Consider the following 18272-nt stretch of genomic DNA (forward strand, 5'->3'; position numbering starts at 1 on the left):
TTCTATGTTATGGCTAAGAATTGGTTTGCGTATGATGGCGTTGGAAATCCAAACCTTCCTGCAAGTTACACCCGTATGACTTTAGCACCGAATTGTACTTCTGGAGTTAATATCTGTGCAATTTATCTAAATGATGAAAGCCTAGGTAACCCTGGTAGCCTTGCGGATGTGCAAGACTACATTAGTAATGCATTGGCTACTTTGATTCCACAACCTCAAGATGGTGCAACTAAGCGTTTTGTTTACCTTAAAAGTGTATAACAAATAGCTAAGTATCTTTGTTAAATCGAACTCCCGGGAAATTACCTTTCCCGGGTTTATTGTTTTTGCGAAAAAATATATAATTTTACTCATGACCTCATATCATTCATTTACAGATTTTGAGTTAACTACCTTATTAAAAAAGGGGGATCTTGCGGCTTACAGTGAAATTTACACGCGATTTCAAGGTGTATTATATGTCTATGCCTGCAAAATTACTAAAGACGAAGATGATGCAGAAGACATTGTACAGGAAGTCTTTGTGTATCTCTGGGAAAAACGATTCAGTATTACCATTAATAGTTCTATTTCCGTATATCTGTATCAAGCAGTCAAATACAAATTTATGAACCTGCTCGATCATAAAAAAGTAAGAGCCGATTATATCGATTCCTTCAATCAATTTCTAGACCAGAGCAATTACATTACAGATCACTTTATCAGGCACAAAGAGTTCAATAAAATAATTGAACAGGAGATCGCAGCTTTACCCGATAAAATGAGGGAAGTATTTGAGCTGAGCCGAAAAACTGACTTATCAAGAAAAGAGATTGCAGAAAAACTTGGTTTATCCGAAAAAACAGTCAAGAACCAAATCAGCAATGCCTTAAAAATACTGAGAAGCAGATTAACTCTTTTCGCTTTCTTAATGTTATTATTAAATAAATAATTTTTTTCATTCCCATCTAGGCCTTTATCCCTCTTTAACTTACTTAATGGTATAAAAGAGATTTTAATGAAAAAATATAAGCCAGAAGACCTTATCCATAACTATGCAAATGATACCGCTTCGGAAGAAGAAAGGATCATCGTGGAAAGCTGGCACATATACGAGCTAAAGGAAAGCAAGTATAGACCCTCTCAGGAGCACATTACTATTGTCCACAATAGAACTTGGGAGAAGTTAAGCCTCCATATGCACCATCGGGAAAACACTTTAGTTAATAAAAAGTTATGGGTAGGAGTTGCAGCTGCCGCAGCAATATTACTAATCAGCTCTATAATTACTTATAGCTACCTCAAACCTGCGTCTCTATCTTCTCCAGTCCTCATGACTCAAAATGATGTAATGGCAGCTGAAAACAAAGCAACGCTTACCTTAAATAATGGTGAAAGAATTTCGCTCAACCAAAGCAATAAAGATTTGGTCGCCATTCAAGGTGGTATAAACATCCGGAAATCAAATGGCTTACTCATTTACGAGCAACAAAAGAGCACTACAGCAACTATAGCCCTAAATAAGTTGGAAACACCTAGAGGAGGAAAGTATCAAGTCCTTTTACCAGATGGAACCAAAGTATGGTTGAACTCCGCTTCCATTTTAACCTATCCAAATACATTCATAGGCAAAGATCGTATAGTAAGTCTTCTTGGGGAGGCTTATTTTGAAGTGGCAAAACATAAAGAGAAGGTATTTAAAGTAGTAAGTGGAACACAAACTATCGAAGTACTCGGTACCCACTTCAATGTCAAATCTTATACAGACGAGAATGAAACCCAAACTACTTTAGCAGAGGGCAAAGTTAAAATTTCAAAAGGCTTAAAACATATAATTTTAAAACCTGGTCAGGCTGCATTTACATCAGAAAATTCCAAAAGCATTAAAATTAAAAAAACTGATCTGGAAAAAGACCTCGCTTGGAAAAACAATGAATTCATTTTCAGAGGTGATGATATTATGAGCATCATGCGGGAGGTTGCCAGATGGTATAATGTGGAAGTAACTTATGAAGGTAACTTTAATAAAGATGGTTATATGGGTACAATATCCCGTTCAAAAAACATATCTGAAGTATTAAAAATGTTGCAATTAACAGGAAAGATCAATTATAAAATAGAAGGAAGGAGAATTACGCTTATGAAATAACTTATACCTCATCATAAAGCACAAAAAAGCCGGAGGCCTTTAGAACCCCCGGCAAAGTCTGGCTTTAATCAAGAAAATCAACTTAACAACCTGCCTGGTACCCGTCGGTTCATGGACAATAACTGTACCTGGCATAAAACCAAACATACCAAATGTATGAATTTTAATTCAAAAATATCATACAGGCAATCTGCCTGTGCGACTAAATTTCTGTTCGTTATGAAACTGATTATTGTTTTAATGACCACAGTTTTTCTTCAGATCGGCCTTGCATCAGAAGCTCAGAGAGTGACCCTATCTGAAAAAAATGCACCTCTGGAAAGTATTCTCAAAAAAATCAGGATACAAACCGGATACGATTTTTTTGGCGATGTTAATTTACTAAAAACAGCCGAAAAAGTTAACATCAAGGTGACCAATTTGCCCCTTGAGGAGGTTTTAGCCCTATGTCTTAAAAATCAAGACTTAACTTATGTGATCAGTAATAAGATTATTGTAATTAGAAGGCCGGTACAAAGCCTGAGCAATCAAAAAATAGAATTGGCACAAGAGATTATCATACATGGAAAGGTTTTAGATGAAGAGAACCAGCCTTTAGCTGGAGCCACATTGACGGTAAAAAGGACAAAGAAATCTACTAAAACCGATAAAGATGGTGAATTTAACCTAAGTGTTGCCCCAGAAGACATCATCATAGTTTCTTATATTGGCTATGTAACGAGAGAAATTAAAGCTAGTTATGCAAAACCAAAAGATCCATTATCAATTGTACTCCAGTTGAGTAATTCAAATCTCAAACAGGTAGAAGTGGTAAATACAGGTTATCAATCCTTACCAAAAGAACGTGCAACAGGATCTTTCCAAATCATTACCGCTAAACAACTGGAGCATAGTACCAGTCCTGATCTCCTAAAGAGATTAGAAGGCATCACCACTGGTTTGGATTTTAATAATCAATTGATACAAAACCCCACCAATTCGGCTAAGTTCCAGAGTAAAACCCCTATTTTAAATACATTAACCATCCGCGGAAAGAACAGTTTAACGACCTCAGCAAGTCCTGACCCAAACTTTACCAGTGGACAGCCTTTAGTCGTGATTGATGGAATAGCCAGTCCGTATTCAATAGAAAAGTTAAATCCAAATGACGTAGAAAGCATTAATATCCTCCAGGATGCTGCTTCAGCCTCCATCTGGGGGTCAAAGGCTGCAAACGGAGTAATTGTCATCACCACAAAAAAGGGGAAATTTGACACACCAACGTCTATTTCCTTCGATGGAAATCTGAATGTATCAGATAAAATGGATTTATTTTACCGAAAAGTGATGAGCACCTCCGATTATATTGATGCACAACTCGCACAACTTAATTATAAAGGACAAACGGTTGGTGATCCGGTAATTCCAGACCCACCAAGCTTCATTATTGGTCAGGCCAAAATTTCCCCAGTAGCTGAAATATGGAATTTGTGGAAAAAAAGTAGAATTACTGATGTAGAATATAAAAATCGGATCGATGCCTTACGTAAAAACGATATCAGAAAGGACTACACAAAGTATCTTTTACAAAATTCCGTTAACCAAAATTATAACCTAAGTGCTTCCGGAGGGATAAAAAACTATGCTTATCGTTTATCTGGAAGCTATAGTAAAACCTTAAACAATACAAAAGAATCTGATGCGAATCGAATGTCAATCGCGTATAATGCTAGCGTTAAACCCGTGAAAAATTTGAATTTAAGTACAAATATCACTTATAATCAACAAAATCGTCATGAGCAGGGAGGTACAACAATCACAGGAGAGGAATTCTACCCTTATACAAGATTAGTAGATGATGCTGGTGACCCAACTGTGGTACCAACAACATATCGCCAAGCATTTCTGGAAGCTTTATCCAGTAAATACGGAGACAAGCTTTTAGATATGTCCTTTAAACCATTGGATGAAATTAAGCACAGTTATCTGAAATCTAAAAATCAACTCTTAAACTTGAATTTAACTGCGGCTTATACATTTAGCCCACTATTTTCTGCTTCCATCATTTACAACAATGCTTGGGGACTTAATGAGCAAACCCAACTAAGAGGTCAAAATTCTTTTTTCATGAGGGATTTGATTAATAAGCTCACGAATAGAACCAGTTTTGCGAGAGTAGTTCCCCTTGGAGGTTTACTCATTCCCACAAACGGAAAATCCAACAACCAAACGGTACGGGCTCAGGTAAGCGCCAATAAAAACTGGGGGGAGAAACATGAACTAAATGCTATTGCTGGAATCGAAGGCGGACAAGATTATAACAATACTACCATCAACTATTTATACGGATACAATGAACAAAATAAAACGGTGAACAATGCACTTCCTTTTGGAGTATTAACACCCGTATTTTTCGTTGACCCAAGTGTTGGAGTAGCATCTATGGCAATACCATATCAATCATCATACACGGATTATAGGGTAAGAACATTTAGCCTATATTCTAATGCGGCTTATACTTACGACAAACGCTATACACTATCAGCTAGCATCAGGGATGATTACTCCAGTGTTTTTGGTGAGGGGACAAACGACCATGGCGCAATCTACTTTTCAACAGGTGGAAAATGGAACATCAACAAGGAAAAATTCTATCATATAACCTGGCTGCCCACTTTGGGACTGAAGGCTACCTTTGGTTTTAACGGGAATGTGAATGCCAGTGTAAGTCCCCAACCATTGATTAGTTATGCCCCAAGCTCAGGCGTAGGGTATTTCTTACCATTTGCCAATACGGCAGCTGGATCCAATAGAGATTTACGGCCGGAAAAAGCAGCAATGTTTAACCTTGCACTTAATTTTGGAACCAAAAACAACCGAATAACCGGTAACATTGAGTATTATATCCGAAAAACAAAAGACCTCATTGCTAATGCTTCATTAGATCCAACAACGGGCTTTTCAATTTTACCATACAATGCAGCGAATTTAAGAGGCAGTGGAGTAGATTTCAGCCTAAATTCACTAAATCTCGAGCTTCATAAATTTAGCTGGAGCACTACTTTCCTTTTCAGCTATAACCGCGTAAAAGTAACTGAGTTATTTAGTACAAAAGCAAATACCATAGGACAGCAAATCAATAATAATCCTCCCTATAATAAAGGAGCGGATCTTTCGAGACTTTATGCTTATCGTTGGGCAGGATTAGATCCAGCTACAGGAGATCCAATGGGCTATGTAGATAGTAAACCAGTAAGAGTTACTGGTGATTTGGCTGTTTATAACCAAATTACCAATGCACCATTAGAAACCGGCCGCTATTTTGGTTCTGCAGTACCAGTTTATTATGGCTCTTTCCGCAATACCTTTAAATACGGAAATTTTGCAGCATCCCTAAATTTCCTGTACAAACTAGGCTACTATTTCAGGAGGTCACCATATAGTGTGGTAAGGTATGCTCAACTTTTTTCTAATAACCAGATGACACAAGGCGAGGAATACGCTAACCGTTGGCAAAAACCTGGAGATGAGGCATTCACAAATGTTCCTTCAGTTGTTTTCCCTATTGTAGATGGAGCTACAGATAATCGTGATAATTTCTATTACAATTCCGAGATCAATGTACAGAAAGCAGATCATGTCAGGCTTCAGGAAATTAATTTCTCCTATACTTTAGCAAAGGGTATATGGGCTATAAAGAGTGCCCGTATATATGCCAATGTAAATAACCTTGGTATTGTATGGCGGGCCAACAAACTAGGAATCGATCCGGATATTTATGATTTTCCCAATCCCCGTACTTATAGCATTGGTTTAAGCGCAAGTTTCTAAACAAAACACCTAAAAAAATGAAAGCCTTTAAAATATCATTGCCCCTATTGTTACTCAGCCTGGGCATGGCCTCCTGTCAAAAATTTTTAGACATAAAAAAGAGTAATACTCAGTTCTTCCTTACAACGGCTAATGATTGTCAGCTATTGCTAGATAATTACGCAAACATGAATACTGGATACCCTGTCGACGCAGAGATCTCTGCGGATGATTATTTCCTGAGTTCCGCAAGTAGTTTGTCGCCAAATATTACTCAAGAAGAAAGAGATTTATATTCATGGAATCCCAATGCACAGCGAATTTCCGCTGCGCCCAACTGGATTAATCCTTATAATATCGTATACAATTCGAATCTTGTGTTGCAGACTTTGGATAAACTAAAGGGAGGGAACGACAACCCCGCGGTATTAAACACATTAAGAGGTAGCGCCTTATTCTATCGGGCTTATTGTTTTTGGACTATTGCTCAAATGTATGCAAAACCATATGTAGCAGGTACTACAAATCAAGATCCCGGAATCCCAATAAAACTTGATCCAGATATCAATATTAAATCTACTAGAGGCACGATTCAAGATACCTATAACCGCATCGTACAGGACCTACAGGAAGCACTTAGCTTACTCCCAAGAACTTCGGATTATACAACCCGACCGAATAAAATTGCTGCGTATGCCATGCTGGCCAGAACTTATTTATCTATGTCAGATTATTCAAATGCATTAATTAATGCCAATGCAGCATTAGAAATAAAAAAAGATCTAATGGATTTTAACACCATCAGTCAGACTTCCTCAATTCCTTTTAGTCCTCGTTTTAACAAAGAAGTTATTTTTTATTCCCTCAGCAGGTATAGCGCTAGTAATCCTTTGGTAGCCACAATTTTAGTTCCAGGGTCTAGTTCAGACAATAGCTGTGTAGCAAGAATAAATCCTGATTTAGCGGCTTCTTATGCTACAGATGATTTGAGAAGATCCATATTTCTAAAAGCCAATACAATCAGTGTGAATTTACCAAATCCAAATCCTCCTGGAGGAACATCAGCGACCTCCTCTCTTCAGGATGGCACCTTTCGTTTCTCAGGCAACTATGAACCTGCCGCTTTTCCTACTTTCTTTACCGGTCTGGCAGTGGATGAAATCCTTTTGATTCGCGCAGAATGTTATGCAAGAGCCGGAAACATCGGATTAGCTGCACAGGATTTGAATTTCTTATTAAAAACACGATGGAAAATCAATTCCTATACTGACATGAGTGCTCAGACAGCCCCGGACGTAGCATTAAACACGATACTCAACGAAAGAAGAAAAGAGCTACTGATGAGGGGATTAAGGTGGACTGACTTGCGGAGACTTCAAAAACCAGCAGTCAGAACTATTAAGGATGTCACCTTTACCGGAACCAAAGATAACCCAGTAAAAGTGGAGAACATAAGCATCGTAACTCTACCTGCAAATGACCCAAGGTTCACTTTATTGCTTCCTAAAGAAGTAATAGACAATAGTAGTTTAGCACAGAATACCAGATAAAAATACTATGACAAATTACAAATGGTCGATACTTAACGGTTTAATCTTATTAGCATTATCAGGCTATGCACAAGATAAGAAGACAGTACCCTTTGAGAAACCTTTAACTCAATTTAATGATCAAAACCCGGTTTTTAAATTAAAAGCTGAGCAAGTAGAGAATAAACACCGACATCTTCATTTTTATGCTCTCACAGGATATCGTGAAGGTGTTAAACCGATTGTTTCACAATTCAACGTGAATTTTTTAGCACAAAAAGATGAGGAACATGGAACCCATCGTATAAAAATGTATAACCTTTCCATTACAGATATGCTGACTTACGGCTTAATAAAATCAAATGAGGTCATATTAGAGGTAAGAGACTCTTCGAAATACCGATATAACCCCAGATATGGCTCGAAACAAAGGTGGCTCCGCAAAAATGCCTATTGCTACGAACTTTTACTACCAGAAAACACCCTCAAAAGTGCAAATGTAGTAAGAAACCATCTATGTAGTTTATTCAAGGTAAAATGCGGATATCAAAAACGCCTGATCAAAAATGTGGAGAAAAATATTTTTGTCATAACAGAAATCAACTAAAACATGAAAAGATATTTTATATTAATCATTCCATCCCTAATTGCTCTAAAACTAGACGCACAATCAAGCTTGAAGATTGGAGATTCCTTACCTACATTTTCCATTCGAAAATTGATAAATCCGGATAGGAAGAACATCAGCACAGCCGATTATAAAAATCAATTGCTCCTTGTTGATTTTTGGTCTATTTACTGTAGTGGTTGCGTTGCTGGTTTACCAAAAATGGAACAGCTACAACAAGAATTTGGTGATAAAATAGCCATCCTACCTGTTACAAACGAAGCGGAAAAATTAGTGAAACCTTTTTGGGAAAAGAACAAAAATACTAAAAATCTAAAACTACCTTCAGTAATTGAGGATACTTTATTTCATCAATATTTTAAACATATAGCAGTACCCCATGAAGTTTGGATCTATAAAAATAGGGTAATCGCAATTACTGATCCGGAGTATGTAGATGCAGCCAATATAAGAAAAGTGTTAGATGGAGAAGAAATCAATTGGCCTGTAAAATTTGATTTCGATCAATTTGATGGAACAAAAAATCAACTGTTTGAAGTTGATGAAAATCAAATTAATATAAAAACAACTGTAATGCAGTACGCTGCCATTAGTGATTACAATGACCGTATAAACAGTATGAATACATTGGGTGGCGGATCAGGAATAATAAGAGACCCGAAAAAAGGAAATGTAAGAGCCTTCTATTTAAATTATCCAATATACTCCTTGTACATCTTAAATCTGAGCAAAGTAGGTATTCAAGGGGCATTAAACAAACCCAGCGAATTCGGAATTGGTCCCAATGAAATACATTGGGAGGTAAAAGATCCAGATAAATACAAATATGAACCTGGTGTAATTTACAAAGCAGATTGGATAAGAAAAAATGGGATCTGCTTCGAATCTAGTTATCCAAATACCAATCAAACCGATAAAGACATCGCCAAATCCATTCTTAATGATTTAGATCATTTACTAGGATTACAGGTCAGATGGGAAAAAAGAAAAGAAAGCGTATATGTCCTCCGTCGGACTGACAACAGCAAAATGATCAAAACTAAAACTCCCATAACAGCATCTAATCCTCAGGAGAATACTACAGGAGATCTCCATGAATTTCGTAACACACCATTGTCAACCTTAATTTACAGACTAAATCAAGAGGTGAAAAATCCATATATATTTGATCAATCTGGATACAAAGAAAAAATAGACATGATACTTCGATTTTCCTCCTGGACAGATATACCAAGCATTAGAAAATCACTTCAGGCCTATGGGCTCGATTTACAAGAAGAAAGTCAAATGGTAGACAAACTTGTTTTCAGAGAAATCAACGGAGGTCTGCTCTATTAAAAATCAACCATAAAACCATAAAACCATGAAAAAAAACAAATTAGTCTACGCATTCGCGATAATTTTGGCATTCGGTAGTTGTAAAAAGACTATGAATGTAGCTCCTCTAGTAGAACAAGAAATGTATGCTAGTCCTTTTGCGGGATCAAATGTAGCCGCATTTATTGAGGGAACAGGTACTAAAGCTGCATTCGACAGACCTTATTCAATGGTAGTTGATGATTCAGGGAATCTCTTTGTTGCAGACGGAAATACTAATGGGGGAAATTCAAGGATCAGAAAAGTGACTCCAGAAGGCGTGACCACTACATTTGCAGGGGGAGTAATTGGTTCACTTGATGGGACAGGAACATCAGCGCAGTTTGGCGATGGAGGGAATGTTCTCACTATTGATGCACAAAACAACCTTTACCTCGCAGATCAACAAAATTCGTGTATTAGGAAAATCACCCCTAGCGGAGTGGTCAGCACAGTAGCGGGGGCTCCGGGTAGAGCAAACATTGACGGCCCGGTTGCAACAGCAGGTATCAAATTTTTATCTCCAGCTGACATTACAATTGACCCTGCTAATAACATTTACTTTTTAGACATAAAAGGCATCAGAAAAGTGAGCTCAACTGGAATTGTAAGTACTCCTTTTCCTATAGCCTCATCGAATACTTTTGGTCCAATTGCAACCGCAACTATTGCTAATCCAACTGGTATCACATCTGATAAAGCAGGAAACATCTACGTAGCAACAAGACCTGTAAATCAAAGTGTCGTGGTTAAAATAGGTATTGATGGTATAGTCAGCCTATATGCCGGTGGCCCCATGGATTACAATGTTAATGTTCAAGGCCCTGCGGCGAGGTTCGGACAACTAAGAACCTTGAGCACAGACAAGTCAGGAAACATTTACCTCGTGGACGCGGTTTATCGCACTTATTTAAAAATTGCAGCAGATAGATTTCTTTCTCCTCTAGCCGGAGTTCCAAGTAAACCTCTTCCTTCAGTACTTTTTGGCCAGGGAGGACCAGCTTTTGATGTATATTTTCTTGACGTACAAGATATAGCTATTGCTCCAGATGGTACTATTTATGTAATGGAAAACATACCTAGCTCAATCCGAAAAATCAAACTAGTTGATAAAGCAACCACCCCTCCTACTCAAGCCGAAATAGACAAAGCCACCTGGAACAAGCCTGGCACCTGGAAATAACGAAACTCAAACCAACCACCATTACATAAACTCAACAAAATGAAAAAAACACTACTCACCATATTTGCTTGCGCTGTCTTCGCTATATCAACAAGCGCGCAAACCAATACCAATGCAACAAAAACCGCTCCGGCCAAAAAAGATACCATTGCCTACCAAAAGAAAAACGAATTCAGAATCAGTGTAGGTATTGATGAAGGAATACCAACAGCTTTTGTTTCCAAAGTATCCTCCTTTGTTATGGGAGCATCCCTACAAGGAGAATACATGGTACTCAAAGAGCTTGGTGTAACCCTAAGTGCCAACTACCTCTACTACTTACCGAAAGATGGAGAAGATGGTTTATCCATGCTCCCTGCCCTTGCAGGTGTAAACTACTACATCACGCCAAAAATCTTTCTTTCCGGACAACTAGGTGCATCCTGGTATCTAGGTAAAAATGGCGACAACAGCACTTATTTCACCTATGCACAGGGCATTGGTTTCCAACCTTCCAGACGCGTCAGTATTCTGGCTAAGTACGAAGGCATTAATGTAGGTCCATCAAAGACCTACTCTTTTGCCGGACTACGTGTAGCCTATAAATTTTATAAAAGATAGTAAGATAAAAGCATGAGTACATTTTTGATTTTTTATTGGAAAGTGCTTTATACCGGGGCAAAGCTATATCCTACGTACCGAGCTCCGGTATTTTAAAAAATTGGTTCTGTAATTGGCAATTTTTAAAGGGGAAGTACTTAAAAACTGGTACAAAATGGAGTTGCCACTACATGAACCATAATGAATATAAAAGATCGTTTTCCTAGAGTCAAACCGGGGCGGAGCCTCCCTCAGGGTCGAGCCCCGGTAACTCTAAAAAAGCACTAAAATTACTTAACAACAAAACTGATGGTAATAACTAAACAATTGATAGTAACAGCAAAACAACTGATGGTAATAACAAATACCACTTAAACAAGAACTTGGTTCTGCAGTATGCGGCGATATTCCCCTGGACTCCGCGTGAAGAATAAATTCTTTACACCAGGTCAGAATACGTTGTCAAATGAACCAAATCCAGAAGAGATTAAGGTATCTTCTAGAGTAAAACCGGGGCGGAGTTGCGTGTGGGAAGGGCCGAGCTCCGGTAACTCTAAAACACCTTAAATAATTAAACAGGAATAAACAGCCATACGAAAGAAAATGAATCATCAACCCTTAATAGTCAACGCAACGTTCAAATGCGATGACCCCAGCCTAAAACGGATCTGGATTAGCGGATACAAGCGCATTCAGGAATTAGCTTCTAAAATCTGCTACGACACCGCCTACTACGACCAATTCAATTATAGCGGAGATACCAGAGTGCAGGCACTTCAAGCCCTATATCTATCCGGCGACGATAAGCTGCTAAAAAAGTCCATCATGGACTTCTTCAATTCAAAAACACCGGAATACATGCCAAATTCCCGCGTATTAGGTGCCCGGTTAAAAATCATCCCTGGCTTTTCTCTTTACTGGATTCACATGATCTACGATTATTGGATGCACAGAAAAGACGATGGATTTATCAAACCATTGCTACCTACTGTTCAGGGAATATTAGACTGGTACGACCGACAACTCACCGGAGACCAGGAAATGCGGGGCGCCATCACCTGGTGGAGCTTTCTCGACTGGGATAAATTTAACGGCTGGGGAGTTGCACCGGATCCGCTAAATGAACAATCCTCCATCATGTCTTTCCAATATGCTTACACTTTAAAACTAGCGGCGAAATTATTTAAGGCCTATGGCGATCCGGATTGCGCTAAAAACTACACTGAGCTTGCCGAACAAATCGGCAGTAGCACCCTCGAATCATGCTACAATTATGAAAAAGGCTTGGTTGCCGACAATCCTTCCCAAACTTCTTTCAGTCAATACGCAAACATATGGGCCATATTAAGTGGTGCAGTAGAAGATAAAAAAGCGGATGAAATTATGTTTCGCCTCCTATTCGACCGGCGAATCACTCAAATGTCCACTTTCTACAAGTTTTACCTCAGCCTCGCTTTAAAAATGGTGAACAAGACGGATAAATACCTGGATCAGGTAGCCATATGGCATCGAATTCGAAATGCGGAAATAAGCAATGGCAACTCTCAGGCGAACGCGCTTCCGGAAGAACGGAACAGCTGGAGTCAGTTTCCGAATTACGATTTGCTGGCTACCATTTGTGGCATCACCTCAGATTCACCGGGCTTCAAAAAAGTCATCATCAGACCTGCTATTGGTCATTTAAAAGAGTTAGACGCCACGATGCCCCATCCAAATGGCACCATTAGCTTCCACTTTAGACGATTGGATAAAGAAAGCATGAGTGTATGTATCGAACTTCCTCCAAAAACCGAAGGACTATTTATATGGAACAACAATGTACACCCGCTGAAAAGTGGGAAACATAGTATTGAAACAGTGATTTTTAATAACATCTGGCTATGATAGACGGCTTTCGGCCAATGGTCTCCTGTATCATGATCGCAGGAAATAACCTGCAAATGATCAGGAATAGCATTAGCTATTTTATGGATCAAAATTACCCCTATAAACAATTGATCATCATTGATGATGGCGATAAAAGTTTAAAAGACCAGATCCAGACCGCTCCAAACCTATGCTATTTCCACCTTGATGATCCGGTTTCTAATGCCTCAAAAAGAAATTTCGGCATAGCGCAATCCAGGGGGGAGATCATCATGCACTGGGACGACCAGGATTGGTACGCCCCTGACTGGCTAAGTCGCCAAACCTATACCCTACTCTTCTCTCAAATTCATATTATCGGATTACAAATCAGAACCAACAGACAGGCTGAAACACAGATTTATGCCATGGCCCCTGCTACCTTATGCTACCTCAGGTCATTTTGGGATAAATATCCGATCAAAGATATTGAGACTATGGAAGATGCCCATTTCGTCAAAAATTCAGGAGGCCTCATCTATTGCCACACTTATTCCGCAGGATACCTGGAAGGATTTCATGAAGCCGACAAAAACATTTCCTTCGAAAACCGGGAAGAAAGAATAAAAATGATCAACCGGAGAAGAGAAACCCCACAACCTTATCAAAAAACAGCAATCAAAGTTCGCAATGAATATGCATGGGTGATCCCTGTCACCTGCATCTTATGTACCCAGGACGGACAAACACATCTGCCCCTGGCCATGGAAAATCTATTGCGCCAGGATTATCCGGATATGGAGCTGCTCATCCTACAAACCGGTCCGAATTGCGGTACCAACCCAATTCCCTACCACAAGAAATTTGGCTATGTCCACTACATCCCTTCAATTACCATTGGAGAATTAAAAAACAGGGCCTGCGAAAAGGCTAACGGAGAAATTATCCTGCATTGGGACGAGCAGAACACCTATGCGCAGGATTGGATTACCCAGCAGGTTTCCTCCCTGGTTAGCCGCGGGGCTGATGCTTCAGGACTCGATAAATATACCGTTCAAAATAGGAACGGTAAAAAAACATTAATGGTCAAAGACCCGATCAATAACAAAGGCTGGGCCTACGGTGCAACACTCGTCTACTGGAAACGACTCTGGAAAAGATACAAATTCCGCGCTTTGGATATGGGTGAGGATGACGATTTCCTCCACAGATCCAAAGCTTTTGTCGCGCCACACGACTATACCGAAGGCTTCATCGCAAATATAGGCCAGAGCAGCCAAACTCATTTGTAACGCTCAATTTTCTCTCTCTAAAGCTGCAGCTTCTGCAGCTTTTCTTTTTCCCCGCTATCCCTCCTGTTAACATTGAACAATAAACTGTCAAACGAAAGGCAACAATCCTGTAACCTCAGTACAATCGACCTTCAGCACCTGTTTAGCCGTATTTGTTTTACTAATTTAGTGTTGTAATCCATTGCGGATTTCGAGTTTTTAATTTTTCTGAAGCCGTATTTTTAATCAGCCCCAATGATAATCACATGGAAAATGAACGTTTTTTCAAAGCGCTGTCCCGCCAGCGAAACCCCACACATGAACTCAAAACACAATTCAACAGAATGGTCAAAAGAGAGGTTTACCGTAGCCATGCAATGCTCATGGATGAAGAAGCGGTCTGTAATAAGATGTGGTTCATCGTAAAGGGTTCCGCCATGGCTTATGTTGTCAACAATGGCAAAAAAGTACCTTACTGGTTCTGGAATGAAGGTGAAATCATGGTCCCGATTCATAGTTTTTTTAAACAGGTTCCCCTCGGTGGCTATATACAAGTAATGGAGAGATGTACCATGCTCAGTATCACTTACCAGGCCGTTAGAACCCTCATTGAAAAGTTCCCTGATTTCAATTTTCTCCTCATGGACCTGATGGAAGATTCCCACCATTCTGCGGAGCAACGGATCTGCAGTTTAACGGCTCATGAACCCTGCGAACGCTACGAATTGCTCCTGAAAGAATCTACGTTTATCGCCAGAAAAGCACCCGTAGAAGCCATTGCTTTCTACATTGGAGTGTCCAGAAAAACGTTAAACAGGATCAGGATGAAAAGATAAGGAGTTGATTTTGGGTCATTTGACCCACCTTCCTAAGCCTTAGCCCGGGTAACTTTAATACAGCTTTTAATTATAAAAACAAAGGAACTATATGAACACTTATCCATTTATCATCATCATCAGCATTATACTCATCATCATGTGGGCCTATGCTGCCATTTCCAAACTCATAGAACTGGAAAAATTTAAGCAGGCACTGGCTACACAGGTCTTTCCGGTATGGATGGGAAAGATTTTAGTCTGGTTATTGCCGGTTATAGAACTGGGAATCGTGGCGCTGTTGCTATTTAAAAACACCCAAATTATGGGCATGTATGCTTCATTTGTCATGATGCTGCTCTTTACCTTATATGTAGGTGGTGCAGTTTACAATATTTACGAACGTCATCCTTGTGCTTGTGGCGGACTATTCGCCAAACTGGGATGGAAAAAACACTTCCAGGTAAACGTATTTTTCACCCTATTATCCATGGTTGGACTGGTTCTGCTGGAGAATATTGTCATGTAACCTGCTGCCCTATCCCAGGCCTAAACCAGGTATAATTAGATATTATTGCAATACAGTTGCAATAATATCTAATTATACTACAAATGCAACCAAATTGCTTTTATATTTGTAAGCTCAATACTTACATCATGATAAAAGCCAGTAACAAAAAAACACTATTAAAATCAGGTCGCTTAGACCAGTTTGGAATCAGCGCTTCTGTAGCCTGTGCCATTCATTGTGCCGCACTACCCTTCCTCATCACTTTATTACCGCTATGGGGATTAGGTTTCCTCGCTAAACCCTGGGTAGAATTCAGTATGATCGGCTTATCCTTACTCATCGGAACCTGGTCTTTAGCCCGTTCCTATCCAAAACACAAAAGAATCATCCCTATTTTAGTATTGATTACCGGATTTCTGCTGATCGGTACCGGCCATTACGGCTTTCATTTTTTAGAAGCGGTTTTGATCCCTTTAGGTGGATTCACCATCGCCTTCGCACACCTGATCAATTGGAAATATGCCCGAAATTGCGCCCATCATTAGACCCAAATTAACGCAGTAGCAAATACTTTACAACGAAAGCACTTGCAATCTTATGGCATTCAATACCTTTGTAATCTCAATAAAATGAACAACAAACTGATATTCGGTGTATTTTTACTTTTTGTAAGCATGGTTAAACCGGGTTGCACACACCAGCACCAGCAAAAGCAACAACAGCATCCGGATGGAAAACAGCTTTACCTGAAATATTTAAAAAGCCGCGTAATAAATACCAAACTGATATGATCTCTTTAAAATCTGTAGCTCATCGATATGACCAGCAGCAAAACATCCGTTTTGAGGACTGGCAAATTGATGCCGGATCACAATGGCTACTACTTGGCGCCTCAGGAAGTGGAAAATCAACTTTACTCCACATCCTCACAGGCATACTAAAACCCGCAGAAGGAGCGGTTACCATCAAAGGAACAGCTATTTACGACCTATCTTCCAAAGAACTGGATCAGTTTAGAGGCCGCAACATCGGAATCGTTTTCCAACGCCCACACCTGATTAAAAGCCTGAGTATTTCAGAAAACTTAGTTATTGCACAAAGTTTTGCCAAATTACCCACAGATCTGAAACGAGTGAAGGAGGTATTGGACGCTTTAGGCATTGCCGATAAACAACATGCCTATCCGGATCAATTGAGCCAGGGACAATTGCAACGCGTATCCATCGCCCGCGCGGTGATCAATAAACCAGCCTTACTGATTGCTGATGAACCAACGTCCAGTCTGGACGATAACAATGCAGCCATTGTACTGGATTTATTGATGCAACAATCGGGTGCCAACCAGGCCACATTAGTGGTAGCTACCCACGATAAAAGAGTAAAAGACGCCTTTAAACATACTTACGAACTATCATGAGCCCTATAAAGATCAGCTGGAAGAGCTTATGGTCTAAGCCCCTTTCTTCCGCATTAAACATGATGCTCATCGCCTTTGGCACCGGCATATTGACGATACTAATATTAGCTTCCAACCAGATTTCTCAAAAACTAGACAATAACTCCAAAGATATTGACCTGGTGGTTGGCGCGAAAGGCAGTCCGCTGCAACTGATTCTGAGCAGCATTTATTATATAGATTTTCCTACCGGAAACATCCCTTTAAAAGCCGCTAAAGAATTATCCCGCAGCCCATTGGTAAAAAGAGCAGTCCCACTCGCTTTAGGCGACAATTACAATGGAACCCGCATTGTTGGAACAGACAGTAATTTTGTAGCCTTGTATCAATTGAAACTAGAAAACGGAAAGTTCTGGTCCAAAGATTTTGAAGCTACGATTGGGGCCGGCGTGGCACAGAGTCAAAAGCTAAAAGTTGGCGATACCTTTTATGGCGCCCATGGATTGAGCAGCAGCAGCGATGTACATAAAAGTCACCCCTATACCGTATCCGGGATTTTGGAATCGCAGGGAAATGTGACCGACAACCTGATTTTAACGAATATCGCCAGTGTATGGAAAATGCATGATGATCATGAAGATGATCATCAACATGATAAAAATGAAAAGCACAACGATCATCATCAAGAAAGCGATGAGGGTAAAGAACTGACTTCTTTACTGATTCAATACCGTTCTCCGATGTCCGTTGCGATATTCCCTAGAATGGTCAATGAGACTACAAACATGCAAGCTGCTTCTCCTGCACAGGAAAGCACCAGACTGTTCTCTTTAATCGGTGTAGGGGTAGAAACCCTGCAATGGTTTGCGGTATTAATTATGCTGATCGCAGCAATCAGCGTATTTGTAAACCTTTACAATTCCTTAAAAGAACGTAAATACGACCTGGCCATCATGCGTACATTGGGTGCTTCACGGACTAAACTCTTCGGGATTGTCATCATTGAAGGCATCATCCTTACCTTTGCAGGAACCATTATTGGCGTAGCATTAGGCCATTTTGCCTTGCAATTTATTGGCCATTATCAGGAAAGTAATCAGGCACGTCTTACCGGAATGATCTTCCTGCAAGAGGAAATATATTTATTTGTTGCTGGCCTGGCTATTGGTATATTTGCGGCTATCATTCCTGCAATACAGGCTTACAGGTCCAATATTTCTAAAATATTGTCAAAAAACTAAT

The 18272-nt window shown here is 39.6% G+C and carries 16 protein-coding genes; all 16 read left to right on the forward strand.

Annotated features, from left to right (window positions below):
- Positions 1-9 precede the first annotated feature (9 nt).
- Positions 10-261 (forward strand): hypothetical protein, encoded by a 252-nt coding sequence (locus tag R2Q66_RS06580; RefSeq protein ID WP_316747214.1) that lies wholly within the window; start codon positions 10-12, stop codon positions 259-261.
- A gap of 91 nt (positions 262-352) precedes the next feature.
- Positions 353-931: an RNA polymerase sigma-70 factor gene (locus tag R2Q66_RS06585; RefSeq protein WP_316747215.1), complete on the forward strand. Its 579-nt coding sequence runs from the start codon at positions 353-355 to the stop codon at positions 929-931.
- Positions 932-997: 66 nt separating this feature from the next.
- Positions 998-2128: a FecR family protein gene (locus R2Q66_RS06590; protein WP_316747216.1), complete on the forward strand. Its 1131-nt coding sequence runs from the start codon at positions 998-1000 to the stop codon at positions 2126-2128.
- A gap of 219 nt (positions 2129-2347) precedes the next feature.
- On the forward strand, positions 2348-5938 hold the full coding sequence (locus tag R2Q66_RS06595) for a SusC/RagA family TonB-linked outer membrane protein (protein ID WP_316747217.1): 3591 nt from the start codon (positions 2348-2350) through the stop codon (positions 5936-5938).
- 65 nt (positions 5939-6003) lie between these two features.
- Positions 6004-7467, forward strand: a complete 1464-nt coding sequence (locus tag R2Q66_RS06600) for a RagB/SusD family nutrient uptake outer membrane protein (protein ID WP_316747528.1) — start codon at positions 6004-6006, stop codon at positions 7465-7467.
- 7 nt (positions 7468-7474) lie between these two features.
- Positions 7475-8053, forward strand: coding sequence for a hypothetical protein (locus tag R2Q66_RS06605; RefSeq protein ID WP_316747218.1), 579 nt, complete (start codon positions 7475-7477; stop codon positions 8051-8053).
- Between the two features lie 3 nt (positions 8054-8056).
- Positions 8057-9412: a DUF3738 domain-containing protein gene (locus R2Q66_RS06610; RefSeq protein ID WP_316747219.1), complete on the forward strand. Its 1356-nt coding sequence runs from the start codon at positions 8057-8059 to the stop codon at positions 9410-9412.
- 25 nt (positions 9413-9437) lie between these two features.
- A complete protein-coding gene (locus R2Q66_RS06615) occupies positions 9438-10613 on the forward strand; it encodes a hypothetical protein (RefSeq protein ID WP_316747220.1) in 1176 nt (391 codons plus the stop codon).
- A 39-nt stretch (positions 10614-10652) separates the two neighbouring features.
- On the forward strand, positions 10653-11213 hold the full coding sequence (locus R2Q66_RS06620; RefSeq protein ID WP_316747221.1) for a hypothetical protein: 561 nt from the start codon (positions 10653-10655) through the stop codon (positions 11211-11213).
- A gap of 582 nt (positions 11214-11795) precedes the next feature.
- Positions 11796-13076, forward strand: a complete 1281-nt coding sequence (locus tag R2Q66_RS06625; protein ID WP_316747222.1) for an alpha-L-rhamnosidase C-terminal domain-containing protein — start codon at positions 11796-11798, stop codon at positions 13074-13076.
- The gene (locus R2Q66_RS06630; protein ID WP_316747223.1) at positions 13073-14329 is read left to right on the forward strand and encodes a glycosyltransferase family 2 protein; all 1257 of its coding nucleotides are present in this window, start codon (positions 13073-13075) and stop codon (positions 14327-14329) included. The genes R2Q66_RS06625 and R2Q66_RS06630 overlap by 4 nt, the downstream gene beginning before the upstream one ends.
- A 245-nt stretch (positions 14330-14574) precedes the next feature.
- Positions 14575-15144 carry a Crp/Fnr family transcriptional regulator gene (locus tag R2Q66_RS06635; protein WP_316747224.1) on the forward strand — a complete coding sequence of 190 codons (570 nt, stop codon included), beginning with the start codon at positions 14575-14577 and terminating at the stop codon, positions 15142-15144.
- Between the two features lie 91 nt (positions 15145-15235).
- Positions 15236-15652, forward strand: a complete 417-nt coding sequence (locus tag R2Q66_RS06640) for a MauE/DoxX family redox-associated membrane protein (RefSeq protein WP_316747225.1) — start codon at positions 15236-15238, stop codon at positions 15650-15652.
- A 128-nt stretch (positions 15653-15780) separates the two neighbouring features.
- Complete coding sequence (locus R2Q66_RS06645; RefSeq protein WP_316747226.1) at positions 15781-16179, forward strand: MerC domain-containing protein; 399 nt, start codon at positions 15781-15783, stop codon at positions 16177-16179.
- 242 nt (positions 16180-16421) lie between these two features.
- The gene (locus tag R2Q66_RS06650) at positions 16422-17051 is read left to right on the forward strand and encodes an ABC transporter ATP-binding protein (RefSeq protein ID WP_316747227.1); all 630 of its coding nucleotides are present in this window, start codon (positions 16422-16424) and stop codon (positions 17049-17051) included.
- Positions 17048-18271 carry an ABC transporter permease gene (locus tag R2Q66_RS06655; RefSeq protein WP_316747228.1) on the forward strand — a complete coding sequence of 408 codons (1224 nt, stop codon included), beginning with the start codon at positions 17048-17050 and terminating at the stop codon, positions 18269-18271. Before R2Q66_RS06650 ends, R2Q66_RS06655 begins: the two co-directional genes overlap by 4 nt.
- Position 18272: the final 1 nt, after the last annotated feature.

The sequence above is a fragment of the Pedobacter gandavensis genome, assembly GCF_032677645.1.
GTDB lineage: Bacteria > Bacteroidota > Bacteroidia > Sphingobacteriales > Sphingobacteriaceae > Pedobacter > Pedobacter gandavensis_A.